Below are 19,598 nucleotides of genomic sequence, written 5' to 3'. Positions count from 1 at the left end.
CGTTCCCCTGCGTCATGGGCCCCGGTGACCACCGCGTCCGAGGGGGCGCGGGGTCCGGTGGGGCCCGTCTGATCGTGCGAGCCCGTTGGCTCAAACGATCAGACGGACGACCCGGGCCGATGGTTGTGGGTGAATCGAAAATTCCGCGACCAATTCGTGAAGCCCCAGGCCAGGGACCGGAATTCAGTCGAACCAGCGGTCCCGCGCCAGCTCCTCGGTGCGGGACGGGTCCTCCAGCAGCGCGGCCACCTCGAAGCGGCGCGGCCACTGCCCGGCCGCCCAGGCGAGACCGGCGGCGACACCCTCCAGGGTGGCGGCGTGGAGTACGCCGTCCCGGGTGAGCCGCCAGTCGATCTCGACGCCGTCCACGACGAGTTCCTCGTGCTCGGCATAGCTGTCCGGGGTGCGCGGGCCGAGCAGCGTCCGCACCGGCTCGGGCACCTCGTGCTCGGTGCCCTCGGAGTCCACGGCACCGGTGACGGACTCGCTCAGCCGCCGCACCTGGAACAGTTCGGCCAGCGCGGCGGCCAGCGCGGGCCGTACCGGCAGCAGCGCCACCCCGGCGGCGAACGGGAGCAGGTCGGGCGAGTCCACGACCACCGCGTCCCGCGCGTCCACCACGACCGCCCGCCCGTCGCGTACGGCCCGCAGTTCGTCCGGCAGGGTCACCTGCTCCGGGTCCAGGTCGGCCAAGGCGCTGTACAGGCCGTGCAGTTGGAGCGGGGTCACCGGCCGGTCGGGGTCGGCGAGCCGGTCGAGGAGTTCGGCGGCGCCGCCGGGCTCGTCCAGCAGCGCGGCCACCGAGGTGCGCACCCCGAGGGCCCGCAGCACCTGTTCGTCGTGGAAGCCGGTGGCGTCCGCCTCGTCGTACAGGCCGTGCAGCAGCGGGTCGCCACCCGCGGCGAGCAGGCCCGCCGGGCGGCGGCCGTCCAGCACCGGGTGCCCGCGCAGCCACCAGGCGGTGTACGGCCGTACGACCTCGTGGGTGCCGTCGGGGAGGAGGACGCGGACCGGCTGGATCAGGGCGTCGCGCAGCGGGGGCCGGGCCAGCAGGGCGAGCGCCTCGGGCCAGCGGTCGTCGTCCACCAGGTCCAGGTCGCGCACGGCGACGAGTTCGGTGGCGACGGGCGGCACGGGGCTGTCCGGGAAGCGGTCGAGGATGTCCTCGGACCACACGTCCACGGCGTCCAGCAGCCCGGCGTCGTCCGGCTCGGCGAAGTCGCTGTCGCGGGGCTCCAGTTCGTCCGGGTCGAGAACCACGTCTGTGGCGCGGACGAGGGCGAAGTCGGCCAGCACCCCGCAGGCCGCCAGGGGCTGTTCGCCCCATTTCTCGGCCAGTTCGGCGTCGACGGCGGCGAGTTCGCCCTCGCGCACGACCCGGGCGAACGGGCTGCCGGGCAGGACCAGTTCGCCCGCCGGGGCGAGTTCGCCGTCCTCGTCGGGCAGGGCGAGCGCGCCGAGCCAGGGCTCGTCGCCGGGCTCCAGGCCCGCGTCACGGACCAACGCCAGCACGGTGTCGGCCAGTTCCTCCGCGTCCGGGGCCTCTTCCTCCCACATCGCCCCGCCGTCGTCGTCCAGCGAGGCGGCGACGGCGGCCCGGACCTGCGGGGTGGTGAGCACCGCGCGCGGGGTCGCGGGCAGCGCGCCCAGCTTCTCCAGCAGCGGGTGCGCGGCGTCCGCGTGGGCCAGCTTCAGGCCGAGCCTGCCCAGCACCTCGGCGTCCGGGGCGGCGGTGTCCGGCGCGGGCAGCAGCACCTGGCGGGGGCCGATGGTGGTCCGGCCGGTCCCGGCGAGCGGCACGGGCAGCCCGGACAGCCGCTCGGGGTCGACCCCGGCGAGGCTGTCGTAGAGCCGCCACCACCACTCGGGCTCCTTCTCCAGCCCGGCCAGCCGGTCCACGGCGTCGGCGAGCGGGAGCCGGGCCACGCCGAGCGCGCGCAGCTCGGGGCGTCGCTCCAGGCCCGCGGGCAGCAGGGTCGGCAGCACCTCGGCGAGGACGCGCACGGTCTCGGCGCCCGCGCCCTCCACGATCTCGGCGTCCCTCGGGCGCAGCGCCTCGGGGAGTTCGTCGTCGCCGCGCGGGGGCAGCGCCGGGGGCAGGAACGCGGTGCGCGGGAGCCGGTCCAGCACGGCCTGCCGGAGCGCGCCGTCCAGCTCGCCCTTGCCGAGCGGGCCGGGGACGAGGTCGATGGCGCCCTCGGTCACCGGCCGCCATCCGGCGAGGAGTTCGGTGTAGGTGTCGGCCGCGCGCTCCACCAGGAAGTCGGTGAGCGGGCCGGGCGCGGTGTGCCGACGGGTGGTGTCCAGCGGGAAGGACGCGATGAGCACGCCGGGGAAGCCGACGGGTTCGTCGCTGGGGGTGGGGGCGTGCAGCACGGGCGCGGTGCGGGGGCGGACCGGGCGGCCCTCGCCGTCCTCGGGCACGGCCCAGGTCACCGACCAGTGCGGGCGCAGCCGCTCCTCGACCGGGCGGTCCGCGAGGAGGGCGGGGTCGAGCGGGCCGTGGGTGGTGAGGGTGCGCCAGCGGGTGGTGCCGTCGCGGGAGTCGTCGACGACGGTGACGGCGTCCTCGGTGCGGCGGCGCAGGGTGCGCGGCTCCCGCCCGTCCACCTCGATGACGACCTCTTCGAGGCCGGGCAGGGCGAGCAGCAGGGAGTCGTCCACGGCGTCGAGCAGCCGCTCGGCCAGGGAGGCGGCGGCCGCGTCGCGCAGCGGCAGGATGACGGCGGTGTCGTACGGGTCCGGGGCGGTGCCCTCGGCGGCGAACGGCAGCCTGAGCAGCGGGACGTGGCCGTCGCGGCGGCGCACCTCGTCGCCGAGGCCGGGGCTGTGCCGGGCGGTGTCGGCGGCCAGTTCGCGGGCCTCGGCGAGCGACCAGCGGACCCCGCCGTGCCGGCCGACCAGCGCGGGTTCGTCGGTCACGGAGAGCACGGCGGCGAAGCCGACGCCGAACCGGCCGACCGTGACGTGCCCGTCGTGGCGTTCCCGCTTGGCGGAGGCGCGCAGCGTGGACAGCGACTCGACGCCGGTGGCGTCCAGGGGCGCGCCGGTGTTGGCGGCGATCAGCACGCCGTCGCGCAGGGTGAGCCGCAGCCGTCCGGGCGTGTTCGCGCGGGCGGCGGCGTCGGCGGCGTTCTGGGCCAGCTCCACCACGAGCCGGTCCCGGTAGCCGCCGAGTACGAGGTCCTCCTCGGCGTTGGCGTCCTCACGGAACCGGGCGGGGCTGGTGGCCCAGGCGTCGAGGACACCGCGACGGAGGCGGGCGGTGCCGAAGGGGTCGGCGCCTTCGGCCGCGGGCCGCACGTACTTGCTCACGTTCACTCTCCATCATCGACGTGAGATCGAAGGTACAGCGACCTGACGGTCCGTCCTTCGCGGCGTACGCGCGGGCACACGCCCTACGAGTGGCCGAGTTCCGCCGCTTCGCCGTCGCCCTCGGCCGTGACCGAGCCGGAGTCGGCGGCCGGGCGGAGCGGGAAGGGGTCGACCTGCGTCTCGTCCACCACGGGCAGCGGCGGGCGGGGCGGGGTCGGCATGACGGCGGCCTCGGAGTGGGCGCCGCAGCCGTAGGCGAGGGAGACCACGCGGCCGTCGGCCGGGGAGAACTCGTTGCCGCAGACGCCGAACGCCTGGCCCAGGGAGCCGCCGATCGGGGCGAGGAAGCCGCAGCTCGCGCAGGTGGCGGGGGCGGCCTGGGCCATCGCGGTCTTGGGGCCGAACGCCTCCTCCCAGCGGTCGGCGGCGACATGCAGGCCGTAGCGGGACAGCACACGGGCGCGGCGCATGCCCAGTTCCTCGGCGACCGAGGTGATCGAGCCGCGCGCGGGCACGCCCGCCGAGGCGGCGGGGCTGCCGGAGGTGACGTCGGCGTCCTCCCGCTCGGCCACTTCGGTCAGGCCCTCGGCCAGCGCGGAGTTCGGCGGCGGCTCCTCCTCGCCGGAGAAGCCGGGCTCCAGGCGCAGGTCCTCCTCGTCGGTGGGGAGGAGGTCGCCGGGGCCGAGGTCGCCGGGGCGCAGCCGCTCGCTCCACGGCACCCATTCGGGGGCGAGGAGGGCGTCGCGGCCGGGCAGCAGCACGACCTCGTCCAGGGTGACGATCTTGGCGCGGGAGGCGCGGGCGACGGTGGCGGCCCAGCGCCAGCCCCGGTAGCCCGGTTCCTTGCACTCGAAGAAGTGGGTGACCAGCCGGTCACCCTCCGACACCAGGCCGATGTGCTCACCGACCACACCGGGAGCGGCCGCTTCCTCCGCTGCGGTGCGCGCGAGGTCGATCGCCTCGGCGCACAGGCGGTCAGGGGTGCGGCTTCGCGTGGTCGCTGCGCTCACAGGTATCGCTTCTCTCCTACGCCGTCTACGAGTGCGGATGCACTCCGGCGGTGAAGCGGACGGAGCGGACCTGTGGGCCGCATCGACGTCCGCGTCCGATCACGCGCGGGCGCACCTCTGCCATCCATTCTGCGCTATGGCTGAGATACGCACGCTACCCCGTCGCCCGTGGTGGGGGACAGTCCGCGGCCGTCCGGCGGGTTCCGGACCGGTGAATCGTGCGGAGCCCGCGTCGACTCGCTTGGCCGCAAACCGCCCATGGAACGGTCGCTCGGGGCACTATGAAGCACGTGGCAGCCACGGACAGGGGGCGCGGTGGCGGCGGTTCGGGCCGCGTCGGCGGTGTCGTCCGCTCCGTCGGCCGTGCCCTGCACCTGCCGGTGACGGGCACCGCGCGCGGCATCCGCAAGGTCACGCACGCGCACGGCGCGGGCGAGTCGGGCCTCGGCAAACTGATCGAGCTGCACGCGGTGAACGGTGCCGGGGACGTCATGATCACCGTGGCGCTGGCCTCCACGGTCTTCTTCTCGGTGCCGACCGACGAGGCCCGTGGCCGGGTCGCGCTCTATCTCGCCATCACCATGGCGCCCTTCACCGTCCTCGCCCCCGTCATCGGCCCGCTCCTTGACCGGCTGCCGCACGGGCGGCGGGCCGCGATGGCCGGGGCGATGCTGGCCCGCGCGCTGCTGGCGCTGGTGCTGTCGGGGGCGGTGGCGAGCGGAGGGCTTGAGCTGTATCCGGCCGCGCTCGGGGTGCTGGTGGCGTCCAAGGCGTACGGGGTGGTGCGCAGCGCGGTCGTGCCGCGGCTGCTGCCGCCCGCGTTCTCCCTGGTGAAGGCCAACTCGCGGGTCACGCTGGCCGGGCTGCTGGCCACCGGGGTGGCGGCGCCGATCGGGGCGGGGCTCCAGATGGTCGGGGACCCCTGGCCGCTGTACGGGGCTTTTGTGATCTTCGTGGCGGGTACGTTCCTGTCGTTCTCGCTGCCCCGCACGGTGGATTCGGCCAAGGGCGAGGGCGTGGCGCTGCTCGCGGCGGACGAACAGCATCTGCACGGGCCGCGGCGGCTGCATCCGGGCAAGCGGCCCGGACTGCGCACGGTCGGGCCCGCCGTCACCCACGCGCTGGGCGCGAACGCGGGGTTGCGCTGTCTGTCCGGCTTCCTGATCTTCTTCCTGGCGTTCCTGCTGCGCGAGCATCCGCTGGCCGGGGAGAGCGCGGCGGTCTCGCTGGGCATCGTGGGCGTGGCGGCGGGCGCGGGCAACGCGCTGGGTACGGCCGTGGGGGCGTGGCTGCGTTCCAAGGCGCCCGAGATCATCATCGTGACCGTGGTCGCCGTCGCGCTGGGCGCCGCCGTCGTGGCCGCCGTGTTCTTCGGGGCCGTCCTGGTGGCCTGCCTCGCCGCCGTGGCCGGTTTCGCCCAGGCGCTGGGCAAGCTGTCCCTGGACGCGCTGATCCAGCGGGACGTGCCGGAGGCGGTCCGCACCTCCGCCTTCGCCCGCTCCGAGACCATCCTCCAGATGGCCTGGGTCTTCGGCGGCGCGGTGGGCATCGTGATGCCCCTCAACGGCACGTTCGGCCTGGCGGTGGCCGCCGCCCTGGTCGCCGTGGGCTGGCTGACGACGCTCCGGGGGCTGCTGGTGGCCGCCCGGCACGGGGGCCGCGCCCGGCCGCGCGTCGCCTGACGCGGCGAACGTGTCGTACCCCACGTGGACCGCCCGCGAGGTGTGCCCGATAGCCTTCGGCCATGACCTCGCTGCAATCCGCCCCGCGACGCCGCCGGGCGCTCGCCGCCGCCGGTGCCGTTTCCGCCGGACTGCTCGCCCTCTCGGCCTGTGACAAGCCGACGCCCGTCTCCACGGTCACCGTCGGGGACAGCTCGGTCAATTCCGAGGCGCTCTGCTACAACGGCGACAAGACGCTGACCGCCAAGTCGCTCGCGGAGTGCGCGAAGAAGGCCGGCGACGAGAAGACGATCACGGTGGACCCGGACGGCGACACGGTCCGCGTCGGCGTCGACCCGAAGATCGCGGACGCGGGCTGGGTGCTGCTGGTCAACGGCCGTCAGTTCACCGACGTCAGCAAGAAGACGTACAGCACGATCCCGGGCAACGCGTTCTTCAACGCCCAGTACGGCACCCAGGGCGACACCAACACGCTGTCCATCCAGATGGGCACCGGTTCCTCGGCCAAGGGCCTGTGGAGCTACAAGCTCAAGAAGGCGACCTCCTGACGGAGGCTCCCGGTCCAGTGAACGCCCGTACGCGCGTCCTCGTCGCCACCGCCGTCCCGGCCGAACGGGACGCGGTGGCACGGGCGTTTCCGGGCGCCGCCGAGGAGGTACGGCTGCCCGGCGCGACCCTGCTGCGCACGGACGGCCGCTGCGACCTGCTGGCCGCCGGGGTGGGACCCGCGCTCGCCGCCGCGTCCACCGCGACCGCGCTGACCGCCGCCGCCCTCACGGGCACCCCCTACGGACTGGTCGTCTCGGCCGGGATCGGGGGCGGTTTCCAGCCAGAGGCACCCGTCGGCTCGCTCGTCGTCGCCGACGCGATCACCGCGGCGGACCTGGGCGCCGAGACCCCGGACGGCTTCCTGCCGGTCACCGACCTCGGCTTCGGCACCGTCACCCATCTGCCACCGAGTTCACTCGTACGAGAAGCAGTCGAGGCCACCGGCGCCCGGCCCGGCACCGTGCTGACCGTCTCCACCGTGACCGGTACCGCCACCCGCGCCGCCACCCTGCGGACGCGGCATCCCGGCGCGCTGGCCGAGGGCATGGAGGGGTTCGGGGTCGCGGAGGCGGCCGCCGCGCACGGGGTGCCGGTGCTGGAGATCCGCGCGGTGTCCAACCCGGTGGGCCCGCGCGACCGCGCCGCCTGGCGCATCGGCGACGCGCTCGCCGCACTCACCGGGGCCTTCGGGAAGCTCGCGCCCGCATTGGAGAGTTGGAACACGCATGACGACTGAGCCCCTGCAGATCGCGTACTCGCCCTGCCCCAACGACACCTTCGTCTTCGACGCCCTCGCCCACGGCCGCGTCCCCGGCGCCCCCGCGCTGGACGTGACCTTCGCGGACATCGACATCACCAACGGCATGGCCGAGCGCGGCGAGTTCGACGTGCTGAAGGTGTCGTACGCCGTGCTGCCGTACGTCCTCGACGAGTACGCCCTGCTGCCCTGCGGCGGCGCGCTGGGCCGGGGCTGCGGGCCGCTGGTACTGACGCGGGAGGCCGGTGCCGACTTGACCGGGCGCACGGTGGCGGTGCCGAGCGAGCGCTCGACGGCGTACCTGCTGTTCCGGCTCTGGGCCGCGGACACGCTGCCGGACGGGGTCGGGGAGATCGTGGTGATGCCGTTCCACGAGATCATGCCGGCCGTGCGGGACGGCAAGGTGGACGCCGGGCTCGTCATCCACGAGGCCCGCTTCACCTACCAGGAGTACGGGCTGCACAAGCTCGCCGACATGGGCGAGCACTGGGAGCGCACCACCGGGCTGCCGATCCCGCTCGGCGCGATCATCGCCAAGCGGTCGCTGGGCGCCGAGACCCTCCAGCGGCTCGCGGACACCATCCGCACCTCGGTCCGGGCCGCCTGGGACGACCCGGAGGCGTCGCGCGCGTACGTCATGGAGCACGCCCAGGAGATGGACCCGGCCGTCGCCGACCAGCACATCGGGCTGTACGTCAACGAGTTCACCGCCGACCTCGGCGAGGACGGGTACGCGGCGATCCGGGGCCTGCTGACGCGCGCGGCGGCCGAGGGCCTCGTACCGGCCCTCGGACCGAAGGCGCTGGCGTTCCCCTAGGCGCTCGGCGGGTCAGACGTCCAGCTGGTCCGCGACGGCGCGGAGCAGCCCGGCGATCTTCTTGCCCGACGTGCGCTCCGGGTAGCGGCCCTTCTCCAGCATCGGCGTGATGTTCTCCAGCAGGGTGGTGAGGTCCTGCACGATCGAGGCCAGCTCGTCCGGCTTCTTGCGCTGGGCGGCCGCTACGGAGGGGGTCGGGTCGAGAACGGTCACCGAGAGCGCCTGGTCACCGCGCTGACCGGCGACGACGCCGAACTCCACGCGCTGTCCCGGCTTGAGCGCCTCGACTCCGTCGGGCAGGACCGAGGAATGGACGAAGACGTCGCCGCCGTCGTCGCGGGAGAGGAAGCCGAAGCCCTTCTCACTGTTGAACCACTTGACCTTGCCGGTGGGCACGTCTGTCCTCGTCCTCGTACTCGTCGGGAAAAGCTCGGTAAACGGGTATGCGGAGCACTGCGGCGGGTCCACCTTGACCCGCCGACGTCCAGGCTAATGGTCATCGGGCGGCTGACAAGGTGCTCACCGGTTGTTCTCTCGCGCTGGGAACTACCCTGGTCCGGTGCGTGACAAAACCCAAACGAATTCCGCCGGGCCCGGTGACGGACTGATCCGCGCCGGAGTCATCGTCTTCTTCCTCGGCGCCGTGGCCACGCTGGTCACGGTGGCCCCGCTGTTCCTCGGCAGCCATCCGTTCCCGACCTACATGTTCGGCTTGAGCATGCTGATGGCGGTCGGGTTCCTGATCGCGGGGGCGGGTGTGCTGCGCTCGGTTTCGGCGGGTCGGCGCCAAGCGCGAGGTGTCGGCCGCTGAGGTTGGCCGTATACCGGTGTGTCGGCGGCTGACCGTTCGTCGTGGCTGGTCGCGCAGTTCCCCGCGCCCCTGGGGTGGGTGCTGTCGGCGTTTCCCGATCAGTGGCGGTCGGCCGACGTCACGTGCGTGTTCAGCCAGGTCGGGAAGGTCGTCAGGTTCGGGAGGACCACGTCGGCGCCTGCCTCACGGAGTTCTTCCTGGCTGCACGGGCCCGTGGCCACCGCCACCGAGAGGGCGTCGGCAGCGCGGGCGCCCCGTACGTCGCCGGTGTGGTCGCCGACGTAGATGTGCGCGCCGTGCTCGCGGAGGGCGCGGGCCTTGTCCTCGGCCCAGAGGTCGCCGACCACCACGTCCGGCTCGATGCCCAGGTGGGCGAGGTGGAGCTTGGCGTTGGGCTCGTACTTGGCGGTGACGACCAGGGTGCGGCCCCCGGCGGCGCGTACGGCGGCCATCGCCTCGCGGGCGCCGGGCAGGGCGAGGGTCGGGGCGATGGCGTACTCGGGGTACATCGCCCGGTACAGGTCGGCCACGGCGGGGACGTCGGCGGCCGGGAACCAGTTCACCAGCTCCTCCGCGAGGGGCGGGCCCAGCCGCGTCACCACCAGGTCGGCGTCCACGTACACCCCGGTCCGCTCCGACAGCGCGAGATAGCAGGCACGGATGCCGGGCCGCGAGTCGATGAGCGTCATGTCGAGGTCGAAGCCGACGGTGGGCGCGGGGGCGGGGGACACGGCAGGCATGGCCGCCATTGTGCCCGGCCGGGGCCGCGAGGAGACCGGCCGGGGTCCCGCTACCGCCTCCGCTGCGAGCGCCAGAGCAGGAACAGCGCGGAACTCACCGCCGCCCCGCGCACCACCCAGGGCCAGGTCTCGGTCAGGGCGTCGCTCAGGTGCCCCTCGGCGACCGGCGTCCCCCAGTGCCCGGTATTACGGCCCCACAGGTAGGTCACCCCGGCCGCGACCGCGAGCGCGGGCAGCACCAGGACCGCCCACTTGGTCTCGGCCGGGGTCAGACGGCGGGAGCCGTAGGCGATGAGCCAGCCGAGGAGCAGCGCGAACCAGTTGCCCAGCACCGCGCCCACCAGCAGCGCGGCGGCGCCCAGCAGCAGGAGCGGGTTGGTCCAGCCTGCCGAGGGAAGCGGCACGAGACGCCGGAACCGGGAGCGGGGGACCACCTCGACCGGCTCCGTCACGGCCTCCTTCGGCCGCCCCTCCTCGATCTCCTTCGCGGTCCCCTTCTCGGTCTCTTTCGGGGGACGCCGCAGCATCTCCGGGATCTCCACCCCGCCGACGAACCCCGGCACCGAGTCCGCGGCCGCCGCGCCGAACGGCCCGTCCGCCACCCGCCACCAGTCGGGCCGGGTCAGCGACTCGCCGAGTTCGTGCGCGGGCGCGAGATGCGGCGGGGACGCCCCGTCCGCCGGGGCCGGGACGGCGGGCCCCGGCTCGGCCGGACGCGGCCGGGGCACGGCGGCGCGCAGCCCCTTGAACCCCCGGGGCCTGCGCTCCGGCTTCTCCGGCTCGGGCTGCACGGGCACCACGGTGGGCGGCGGGACGGTGCCCCCGCCGCCGACCGCCCGCACCACGGCGTCCGGGCTGCCCAGCTGGTCCAGGATGCGGCGCACGGCGGCCGGGCTGTCCACCGTCGCCCTGGCCCGGTGCCGGTCGATCTCGTTGCGCAGCTCGGAGACCAGCCGCATTCGCGTGGACGACGGCAGCTGCCGCTGCTGCGCCACGTCCCCGACACGGCTCAGATACTCGTAGACGACCTGGTCGCTCTCGATCCCCAACGGAAACCCCTCCGGGGCGACGGTGGTGGAACCCCGCCCAGAAGGTAGCGCAGACCGGCACCAATCGGCCCACCCGGACGGAGCGGCCCTCCAGGACCCTCGGCCGCCGCTTGCCCCAGCCGCTAACGTGGGTCAGATGAGCCCCGAGGCATGTTCAGTCCCCCGGTCCCTGGCGGAGGCACTCCGCGCGCGGGACGACGCCTCGCTGGCCGCGCTGCTGCGCGACCGACCCGACCTCATCGCGCCCGTCCCCACCGATCTCACCCAGCTCGCCACCCGCGCGGGCACCCGTGCCTCGGTGCTGCGCGCGCTGGAACATCTGGACCGCTTCACCCTGCAGACCGCGCAGGCGCTCGCCGTCGCCCCGGACCCGGCGACCTACGACACCCTGCACGAACTGCTGGCCGGGGACGACGGCGACCCGGCCGTCGACGAAGCGCTGCCCGGCGCCGTCGCCGCCCTGCGCAGGCAGGCCCTGATCTGGGGCGACGACGACCGGCTGCACCTGGTGCGCACCGCCCGCGAACTCCTCGCGCCCTCCCCCCAGCACCCCTCCCCCACCGGGCTCGGCCCGACCGTGCGGGAGGCGACGTCGGGCATGTCGCCGGGGCGGGTACAGCAGATCGTCAACACGGCGGGGCTGCCCTCCACGCACGATCCGGTCTCCGCGGTCACCGCGCTCACCGGTCTGTTCGCCGACCGCAAGCGGATGGACGCGCTGCTCGCCGGGGCGCCGGAAGCCGCGCGCGAGGTGCTGACCCGGCTGATGTGGGGGCCGCCGTACGGCCAGGTCACCGCCGACCCGGCCACCCATCTGCGCTGGCTGCTCGACCGGGGGCTGCTGTTGCCGACCGCGCCCGGCACGGTCGTGCTGCCCCGCGAGGTCGCGCTGCATCTGCGCGGTGGGCGCGCGCACCGGGTGCCCGAGCCGGTGCCGCCCGCGGTGGAACCGGCCGTGTCCCACGCGCCGCAGATCGTGGACGCGACGGGGGCCGGGCAGGCGTACACCGCGCTCGCCACCATCGAGGACCTGCTGAAGCACTGGGACCAGGGCGGTCCCGCCGTACTGCGGGCCGGTGGGCTCAGCGTGCGGGACCTGAAGCGGACCGCCGTCGCCCTCGACGCGCCCGAACCGCTCGCCGCGTTCTGGATCGAGCTGGCCTACGCCGCCGGTCTCCTCGCCTCGGACGGCGCGGCCGACGAACGCTACGCACCCACCCCCGCCTACGACACCTGGCTGGAACGCCCCGTCGCCGAACGCTGGGGCCGCCTCGCCGCCGCCTGGCTCGCGGCGACCCGTACGGCCGGGCTGATCGGCGGCCGGGACATCAAGGACCGCGCGCTCTCCACCCTCGGTCCGGGCCTGGACCGCTCGGCGGCGCCCGAGGTACGGCACCGGGTCCTCACCCTGCTGGCCGGGCTGCCCGCCGGGGTGGCACCGGCGCCGGAGGCGGTGCTGTCCCGGCTGACCTGGGAGCGCCCGCTGCGCACCCCGCAGCGCGACGGCACCGAGGATCTGCGCATCCGGCTGGCCCGCTGGGCGCTCAGCGAGGCGGAACTCCTCGGCGTGACCGGCCGGGGCGCCCTCTCCAGCCACGGCCGGGCCCTGCTGGGCGCGGCCCCCGACCCCGAGCGCTCTTCCGCCGCCCCTGCCGGACCGTCCACGGCCACCGCCGTCGGCCTTCTCGCCCCCCTCCTCCCCGAACCCCTGGACCACGTCCTGCTCCAGGCCGACCTGACCGCGGTGGCCCCCGGCCCCCTGCTGCGGCCCCTCGCCGAGACCCTCGGGGTGCTCGCGGACGTGGAGTCCAAGGGGGGCGCGACCGTGTACCGGTTCACCCCCGCCTCCGTACGCCGGGCGCTGGACGCCGGGCAGACCGCCGCCGATCTGCACGCCTTCCTCGCCCAGCACTCCCGCACCCCGGTGCCGCAGCCGCTCACCTACCTCATCGACGACGTGGCCCGCAGGCACGGGCACCTGCGGGTGGGCGTCGCCTCGGCGTACGTCCGCTGCGACGACGACGCGGTGCTGAACGAGATCATCGCCGACAAGCGTGCCGCCGCCCTGCGGCTGCGCCGCCTCGCCCCGACCGTGCTCGCCGCGCCGTGCGACCCGGCGACCCTGCTGGAGGGCCTGCGCGCGCTGGGCTACGCGCCCGCCGCCGAGTCCGCCCAGGGCGATGTGCTGATCGTCCGCTCCGACACCCATCGCACCCCGCCGCGCACCGCGCCGGAGCCGGTGCCGGAGGGCCCGCCGCCCGCCGACACCGTCCTGCTGACGGCCGCCGTCCGCGCCATTCGCGCCGGTGACCTCGCGGCGACCGCCCCGCTCAAGGCCCCCGGCCCGGCGCCCACCGGCAGTGACCTCCCGCGCACCAGCGCCGCCGACACCCTGGCCACCATGCAGGCGGCCGTGATGACCGGCGAGGCCGTCTGGATCGGCTACGTCAACGCCGACGGCGCCGCCAGCCAGCGTGTGGTGGCCCCGATCCGGGTCGAGGGCGGCTTCGTCACCGCCTACGACCACACCGCCGACGAGGTCCGCACCTACCCCCTGCACCGGATCACCGGAGTGGCCGAGCTGGCGGAGGACTGACCGCGGGACCTGCCCTCCGGCGCCCGGATCAGGCACACTGGAGGTTTGGCCGCGCGGAAGGATGGCACAGGTGAACGGTCCGCTGATCGTCCAGTCAGACAAAACCCTGCTCCTCGAAGTCGACCACGAGCGGGCCGACGAGTGCCGTCGGGCCATCGCTCCCTTCGCCGAGCTGGAACGGGCCCCCGAGCACATCCACACCTACCGGCTCACCCCCCTCGGGCTGTGGAACGCGCGGGCCGCCGGGCACGACGCCGAGCAGGTCGTCGACGCGCTGGTGCAGTACAGCCGGTATCCGGTGCCGCACGCCCTGCTGGTCGACATCGCCGAGACCATGGACCGGTACGGCAGGCTCACCCTGAGCAAGCACCCGGCGCACGGGCTGGTGCTCACCACCACCGACCGGCCGGTGCTGGAGGAGATCCTGCGCTCCAAGCGGGTCGCCCCGCTGGTCGGCAACCGGATCGACCCGGACACCGTGGCCGTGCACCCCTCCGAGCGGGGGCAGATCAAGCAGACCCTGCTGAAGCTGGGCTGGCCCGCCGAGGACCTCGCCGGGTACGTGGACGGCGAGGCGCACCCGATCGACCTGCGCGAGGACGGCTGGGCGCTGCGCCCGTACCAGAAGCAGGCAGTGGAGAACTTCTGGCACGGCGGCAGCGGTGTCGTGGTGCTGCCCTGCGGCGCGGGCAAAACGCTGGTCGGCGCCGGGGCGATGGCGCAGGCCGGGTCGACCACGCTGATCCTGGTCACCAACACCGTCTCCGCCCGGCAGTGGAAGCACGAGTTGGTGAAGCGGACGTCGCTGACCGAGGACGAGATCGGTGAGTACAGCGGCACCAAGAAGGAGATCCGGCCGGTCACCATCGCCACCTATCAGGTGCTGACCACCCGCCGGAAGGGTGTCTACCCGCACCTGGAGCTGTTCGACTCCCGTGACTGGGGTCTGATCGTCTACGACGAGGTCCATCTGCTGCCCGCTCCTGTCTTCAAGTTCACCGCCGATCTCCAGGCCCGCCGCCGCCTCGGTCTGACCGCGACCCTGGTCCGTGAGGACGGCCGCGAGTCCGATGTGTTCTCCCTGATCGGGCCCAAGCGGTTCGACGCGCCCTGGAAGGAGATCGAGGCGCAGGGCTACATCGCGCCCGCCGACTGCGTCGAGGTCCGCGTCAATCTCACCGACTCCGAACGGCTCGCCTACGCCACCGCGGAGACCGAGGACAAGTACCGCTTCTGCGCCACCACCGCGACCAAGCGGAAGGTCACGGAGGCGATCGTGCGCCGGTTCGCCGGGCAGCAGGTCCTCGTGATCGGCCAGTACATCGACCAGCTGGACGAGCTGGGCGAGCATCTGAACGCGCCGGTGATCAAGGGCGAGACCTCCAACGCCCAGCGGGAGAAGCTCTTCGACGCCTTCCGTGAGGGCGAGATCAGCGTGCTGGTCGTCTCCAAGGTCGCCAACTTCTCCATCGACCTGCCCGAGGCGACGGTCGCCATCCAGGTGTCCGGCACCTTCGGCTCCCGGCAGGAGGAGGCCCAGCGGCTCGGCCGGGTGCTGCGGCCCAAGTCGGACGGCCACCGGGCGCACTTCTACTCGGTCGTCGCCCGCGACACCATCGACCAGGACTTCGCGGCCCACCGCCAGCGCTTCCTGGCGGAGCAGGGCTACGCCTACCGGATCGTCGACGCCGACGAGATCCTCGCGGAGGGCACTAAGGAGAACTGAGACCAGGAGCGGGGCCCGGCTATGGGTCCCCGAGGGCGTCCCCGTATCTGCGGTGGACGCCCGCCTCCTCGCCGTACTCGCCGAGTATGACCACGCCGAAGGCGGCCTGCGCGTAGACCTTGATCGCGCGTAGGGCCTCGCCGAGGACGTGGTGGTGGTGTTCGCCGCCCGCCAGCGCGGTGGCGCCGGACGGACGGGCAGGGGCGGGGTGAAGGATCGCTGCGCTCATGTCTCCATGGTGAGACTTCCGGCATAAGTCCGGAATACACCCACGGGTCGGTTCTCCAAGCGATCCCTCTGCACCCGGGGGTGGAGACCGCCCCTACGCCCCGCCGCCGGAACCCCCTAGGGGTAGGCGCTCAGGACCCGTCCGCGTGGACCGCGTAGACATACCGCTTCCCCGCGTACTCGCTGAGGTTCCAGATCACGGACTCGGCGAACGACCAGCCTGACGCGCCGCTGGAGTGGTAGCTGAGGTCCTCGCAGCCGATGGCCAGGTTGCACACCGTGCTCGCGGTGTCGGCGCCCGAGGTGAAGGTGCGCAGCGCGCCCGTGCCGGAGGGGCCGTTGCTGACCGAGAGGTAGTGCTTGCTGTTCCGGGAGACGACTCCCTGGATCTTCTTCTGGGCGACCGTGACCGCCTCGCTCGGCGTGCCCGAGGACAGCCTGCGGGTGGTGTAGTCGAGGTTCCAGCGCACGACCTTGGGCGTGGCGGCGGGCGCGCCCGTACCGGTCCACGAGGTGCCCGAGTAGTCGACGGCGCCGTTCTCGGAGTACTCGCTCACCACCAGGCTGTCCGGGGTGCTGGCGCGGTCGAGGCCGATCGCCGAGTAGCGCAGGTACTTGCCGCTGTTGTCGTAGGCGCCGCTCTGCGGGAGCACGTACGTGTAGCCGTAGCCGTAGTAGGTGCCGTCGACCAGGCCGCAGGAGTCGGCCTGGGTGGTGTCGACCTGGAAGAGGGTGTCGAGGTCGAAGACCCGGAGGCCCTTGTAGGTGTCGACGACGTACAGCAGGTTGCCGTACCAGAGGATGCCGCCCGCGTGCTTGCGTATGGGGTTGAAGGAGAACTCGCCGGTGGCGGTCTTGACCGGCTCGACCAGCAGGACGTGGCGATAGGTGGGCGCGGAGGCGGAGTTGTAATTGACGAAGGTCAGCCGGAGGCCCTTGTCGAGGGCGTACTCGTCGACGCCGTCGCCGTCCGGGTCGGTCTCGAAGTACCAGGAGACCAGGACGGCCTTGTTGCTGCCGCCCTCGGGGTAGACGCCGTTGCCGTAGGCGTCCGCGCTGGTGGTGACGCCCTGCGGAATCCAGTAGTCGACGGCCTGGTCGGCGCTGTCCCAGGTGAAACCGGCCTCGAACGCCTGGGACGTGCCGGGGGCGCTGGTCAGGCGGGGGGCCTTGCGGTTGGTGTCGGCGAGGACGGCGGTCGCGTCCACCTTGGCCAGCTTGGTCGCCAGGCCCGCGGTCAGGTCGGCGAACTCCCCGTAGGAGTTGCCCGTACGGGTGGTGAGGGCGAACTGCGCCGGGTCGGTGGTGGCGGCGTGCGCGGTGGCGGGCGCGAGGACGGCACCGGCCGCTCCGACGAATGGTGCGGCGGCGATTCCACGGAGGATGCTTCTGCGGGTCATGGACATGGCGGCGAACGTACGTCCTACATGATCAGCCGCACAAGCACGCCAGTTCGACTCCGGAGCGGCGCCGGACAGGATTCGGACCCGCCCGGATATTCATTGGCCCTGCCCCGCCCGCCCCGCCTACAATCTCCGCTCTTGCCCGCCTCCCCCCTAGGAGTGCCGCCGCCCGGCCGGTAACCGGACGGCACCCCCATGGCCGCATCCGGCCTGGTGACCACGTAGCAGGTTCCATCGGAGGCACTCCCTTGTCCGCGACCGCGCCCGACCCGCTCGACGACTCCCGCGCCCCCCTGACCCGCGAACGCACCCACCTGGCCGACTCACGGGCCGCCCTGCGCGCCATGCGGGAGGACGTGGAGGCGCTGGACATCAAGGACGTCACCGCGAACTGGGTCAACGCGGCGGTGCTGACCCGCCAGATCGACGACCGGATCAAGGCGCTGGCCGACCTCAGCGACACCCCGCTGTTCTTCGGTCGGCTCGACTACCTGCACGCGCCCGGGGCCGAGCAGGCGGAGGGGGCCGAGGGCGAGAAGTTCTACATCGGGCGCAGGCACGTCCACGACGCGGACGGCGACCCCATGGTCATCGACTGGCGCGCCCCGGTCTCGCAGCCGTTCTACCGGGCGTCCAAGAAGGACCCGATGGACGTCGGGCTGCGCCGCCGCTTCGGCTACACCGGCGGCGAGCTGACCGCGTACGAGGACGAGCACCTGTCCGACCCCTCGGAGACGGCGGCCACCAGCAAGCTGCTCCAGCAGGAGATCGAGCGGCCGCGCGTCGGCCCCATGCGGGACATCGTCGCCACCATCCAGCCCGAGCAGGACGAGATCGTCCGCAGCGGGCTCGGCGGCACGGTGTGTGTGCAGGGCGGACCCGGTACGGGCAAGACGGCGGTCGGTCTGCACCGGGTCGCCTATCTGCTCTACGCGCACCGCGAGCGGCTCGCCCGCACCGGCACCCTGGTCATCGGGCCGAACCGGTCCTTCCTGCACTACATCGAACAAGTGCTGCCCGCGCTGGGCGAGTTGAGCGTGCAGCAGGCCACCGTGGACGACCTGGTGGCCCAGGTGGAGGTACGCGGCACGGACGAGGCACGCACCGCCGTGCTCAAGGGCGACGCCCGGATGGCCGAGGTGCTGCGCCGGGCGCTGTACGCGCAGGTGACGATGCCCACCGAGCCGATCATGGTGGTGCGCGGGTCGCGCCGCTGGCGGGTCCCGGCGTACGAACTGGAGAAGATTGTCCGCGAGTTGCTCGGGCGGGAGATCCGGTACGGCGCCGCCCGCGACGCGCTGCCGCAGCGGATCGCGCACGCGGTGCTGGTGCAGATGGAGCGGGCCGGGGAGGCGCCGGACGACCGGGTGCAGGACGCGGTCGCGCGCAACAGCGCGGTCAAGGCGGCGGTGAAGGCCGTCTGGCCGCCCGCCGACCCGGCCAAGCTGGTGCTGCGACTGCTGTCCGACGGGGAGTTCCTCGCCGAGCACGCGGCCGGAATCCTGGACGAGGACGAGCAGAAGGCGGTGCTCTGGGCCAAGCCGGTGCGCAGCGTGAAGTCGGCCAAGTGGTCTTCCGCAGACGCGGTGTTGATCGACGAGGCGGCCGACCTGATCCAGCGCACGCACTCGCTCGGCCATGTCGTGCTGGACGAGGCGCAGGACCTGTCCCCCATGCAGTACCGCGCGGTCGGCCGCCGCTGCACCACCGGCAGCGCGACCGTCCTCGGCGACCTCGCCCAGGGCACCACCCCCTGGGCGACCCGGAGTTGGGACGAGGCGCTGGCCCATCTCGGCAAGGGTGACGGTGTGATCGAGGAGCTGACGGCCGGTTTCCGCGTCCCCACGGACGTGATCACGTACGCGTCCCGGCTGCTCCCCCACATCGCGCCCGGCCTCACCCCGGTCGCCTCCGTCCGTGAGAACCCCGGCTTCTTCGAGGTGCGCGCGGTGGACGGGGTGGCCGAAGTGGTGTCCGCCTGCGAGGAGTTGCTGCGCAACGAGGGTTCGACCGGCCTGATCGCCGCCGACGCCCGCGTGCCCGCGCTCGCCGAGGCCCTGACGGCGGCCGGGATCGGCTTCCTCGCACCCGGCGAGGAGACCACCGAGGCGACCAGACTGACCCTGGTCCCGGCCTCGCTCGCCAAGGGCCTGGAGTACGACTACGTGGTCCTGGACGAGCCGCGGTCCGTGGTGGACGGCGAGCCCGACGAACGCACCGGCCTGCGGCGGCTGTACGTGGCGCTGACCCGAGCGGTGTCCGGGCTGATCGTGGCGCACACCGGGCCACTGCCCGAGCAGCTCACGGCCTGAGGGACTGCCCTTACGGGCACCCTGCGGACGCGCCACGGGCTCAGGCCCCGGCGGGCTCCTCGGCCTGCCGGGCGTCCCGCACCACCCGCGGAATCCCGCCGGGCGCCCAGAGCCTCCGCTGCGACAGCCGTGCGACCACGCGCCCCAGCCAGTCGCCGTCGGCGAGCCGGGCCGCCTCGCCGTCCTGGACGGTCTGGCTCAACAACTCTTGGAGCAAAGCCAGTTCCGTCAGTGAGTACCGGCGCGGGTGGCGGTCGAAGAACACCGTGCGGTCCTCGTACGGGTGGCGCACGGTCATGAGCAGATAGCCGCCGCCGCGTCCCCGGAAGGGGCCCGGCAGGCCGCCGAGCCAGCCGAGCACGGTCAGCGGCCCACCCTTGGACGGGGACGTCCCGCCCAGGGTGAGCCGCACGCCCAGCATGATCCGGGACCACGGGAGCACTTCCTCGCCACCGTCCCGCCCCCGCGCGTACAGCCCCTCCGGGCGGAACTCCACCCACGCGGCCCCGCCCGAGCGCCCGATGTCCCCCAACACCCAGCGGCTGTCCAAGAGTTCCAGGGGGCCCAGGGCTGTACGCGCCTCATTCATGCCCTTAGGGGATC

At 73.6% G+C, this 19,598-nt stretch carries 16 protein-coding genes; 8 read left to right on the top strand and 8 right to left on the bottom strand.

Translation table 11 applies throughout. The annotated features are described in order from the left end of the window. Positions 1-183: 183 nt before the first annotated feature. Positions 184-3,315 (bottom strand): sacsin N-terminal ATP-binding-like domain-containing protein, encoded by a 3,132-nt coding sequence (locus ACI2LY_RS26585; protein WP_404709348.1) that lies wholly within the window; start codon positions 3,313-3,315, stop codon positions 184-186. A gap of 83 nt (positions 3,316-3,398) precedes the next feature. Then, positions 3,399-4,325 carry a DUF3027 domain-containing protein gene (locus ACI2LY_RS26580; protein ID WP_404709347.1) on the bottom strand — a complete coding sequence of 309 codons (927 nt, stop codon included), beginning with the start codon at positions 4,323-4,325 and terminating at the stop codon, positions 3,399-3,401. A gap of 281 nt (positions 4,326-4,606) precedes the next feature. Between ACI2LY_RS26580 and ACI2LY_RS26575 the strand changes: the two genes are divergently transcribed. From ACI2LY_RS26575 to ACI2LY_RS26560, 4 genes are all read left to right on the top strand, one after another. Next, positions 4,607-6,007, top strand: a complete 1,401-nt coding sequence (locus ACI2LY_RS26575; RefSeq protein ID WP_404709346.1) for an MFS transporter — start codon at positions 4,607-4,609, stop codon at positions 6,005-6,007. Positions 6,008-6,069: 62 nt separating this feature from the next. Further along, on the top strand, positions 6,070-6,555 hold the full coding sequence (locus ACI2LY_RS26570) for a DUF2771 domain-containing protein (protein ID WP_404709345.1): 486 nt from the start codon (positions 6,070-6,072) through the stop codon (positions 6,553-6,555). Positions 6,556-6,572: 17 nt separating this feature from the next. After that, entirely contained in the window at positions 6,573-7,292 is a 720-nt protein-coding gene (locus ACI2LY_RS26565) for a futalosine hydrolase (RefSeq protein WP_404709344.1), read from the top strand. Next, positions 7,282-8,130 carry a 1,4-dihydroxy-6-naphthoate synthase gene (locus ACI2LY_RS26560; protein WP_393594911.1) on the top strand — a complete coding sequence of 283 codons (849 nt, stop codon included), beginning with the start codon at positions 7,282-7,284 and terminating at the stop codon, positions 8,128-8,130. Before ACI2LY_RS26565 ends, ACI2LY_RS26560 begins: the two co-directional genes overlap by 11 nt. A 12-nt stretch (positions 8,131-8,142) precedes the next feature. Here ACI2LY_RS26560 and ACI2LY_RS26555 read toward each other — a convergent pair whose 3' ends face one another. After that, positions 8,143-8,526: a cold-shock protein gene (locus ACI2LY_RS26555; protein ID WP_389005072.1), complete on the bottom strand. Its 384-nt coding sequence runs from the start codon at positions 8,524-8,526 to the stop codon at positions 8,143-8,145. A 163-nt stretch (positions 8,527-8,689) separates the two neighbouring features. On the opposite strand from ACI2LY_RS26555, the gene ACI2LY_RS26550 reads away from it, so the two are divergent. After that, positions 8,690-8,941 (top strand): hypothetical protein, encoded by a 252-nt coding sequence (locus tag ACI2LY_RS26550; RefSeq protein WP_404709343.1) that lies wholly within the window; start codon positions 8,690-8,692, stop codon positions 8,939-8,941. Positions 8,942-9,039: 98 nt separating this feature from the next. Here ACI2LY_RS26550 and ACI2LY_RS26545 read toward each other — a convergent pair whose 3' ends face one another. After that, complete coding sequence (locus ACI2LY_RS26545; RefSeq protein ID WP_404709342.1) at positions 9,040-9,690, bottom strand: HAD family hydrolase; 651 nt, start codon at positions 9,688-9,690, stop codon at positions 9,040-9,042. A gap of 41 nt (positions 9,691-9,731) precedes the next feature. Continuing rightward, positions 9,732-10,730 carry a hypothetical protein gene (locus ACI2LY_RS26540; protein WP_404709341.1) on the bottom strand — a complete coding sequence of 333 codons (999 nt, stop codon included), beginning with the start codon at positions 10,728-10,730 and terminating at the stop codon, positions 9,732-9,734. Between the two features lie 136 nt (positions 10,731-10,866). Between ACI2LY_RS26540 and ACI2LY_RS26535 the strand changes: the two genes are divergently transcribed. Both ACI2LY_RS26535 and ACI2LY_RS26530 read left to right on the top strand, forming a co-directional pair. Next, positions 10,867-13,326 carry a helicase-associated domain-containing protein gene (locus ACI2LY_RS26535; protein ID WP_404709340.1) on the top strand — a complete coding sequence of 820 codons (2,460 nt, stop codon included), beginning with the start codon at positions 10,867-10,869 and terminating at the stop codon, positions 13,324-13,326. Positions 13,327-13,396: 70 nt separating this feature from the next. Next, complete coding sequence (locus ACI2LY_RS26530) at positions 13,397-15,052, top strand: DNA repair helicase XPB (protein WP_389005076.1); 1,656 nt, start codon at positions 13,397-13,399, stop codon at positions 15,050-15,052. A gap of 19 nt (positions 15,053-15,071) precedes the next feature. On the opposite strand, the gene ACI2LY_RS26525 is transcribed toward ACI2LY_RS26530, so the two are convergent. After that, a complete protein-coding gene (locus tag ACI2LY_RS26525; RefSeq protein ID WP_393914090.1) occupies positions 15,072-15,281 on the bottom strand; it encodes a hypothetical protein in 210 nt (69 codons plus the stop codon). Positions 15,282-15,411: 130 nt separating this feature from the next. Next, on the bottom strand, positions 15,412-16,680 hold the full coding sequence (locus tag ACI2LY_RS26520) for a hypothetical protein (RefSeq protein WP_404709339.1): 1,269 nt from the start codon (positions 16,678-16,680) through the stop codon (positions 15,412-15,414). 251 nt (positions 16,681-16,931) lie between these two features. On the opposite strand from ACI2LY_RS26520, the gene ACI2LY_RS26515 reads away from it, so the two are divergent. Beyond that, a complete protein-coding gene (locus ACI2LY_RS26515; protein ID WP_404709338.1) occupies positions 16,932-18,995 on the top strand; it encodes a HelD family protein in 2,064 nt (687 codons plus the stop codon). 40 nt (positions 18,996-19,035) lie between these two features. Here the strand turns inward: ACI2LY_RS26515 and ACI2LY_RS26510 are convergent, their stop codons facing one another. Then, a complete protein-coding gene (locus tag ACI2LY_RS26510; protein ID WP_404709337.1) occupies positions 19,036-19,584 on the bottom strand; it encodes a hypothetical protein in 549 nt (182 codons plus the stop codon). Positions 19,585-19,598: the final 14 nt, after the last annotated feature.

The sequence above is a fragment of the Streptomyces sp. NPDC002176 genome (assembly GCF_044903645.1).
Taxonomy (GTDB): Bacteria; Actinomycetota; Actinomycetes; order Streptomycetales; family Streptomycetaceae; genus Streptomyces.
This window is presented reverse-complemented; position numbering and strand designations above follow the sequence as displayed.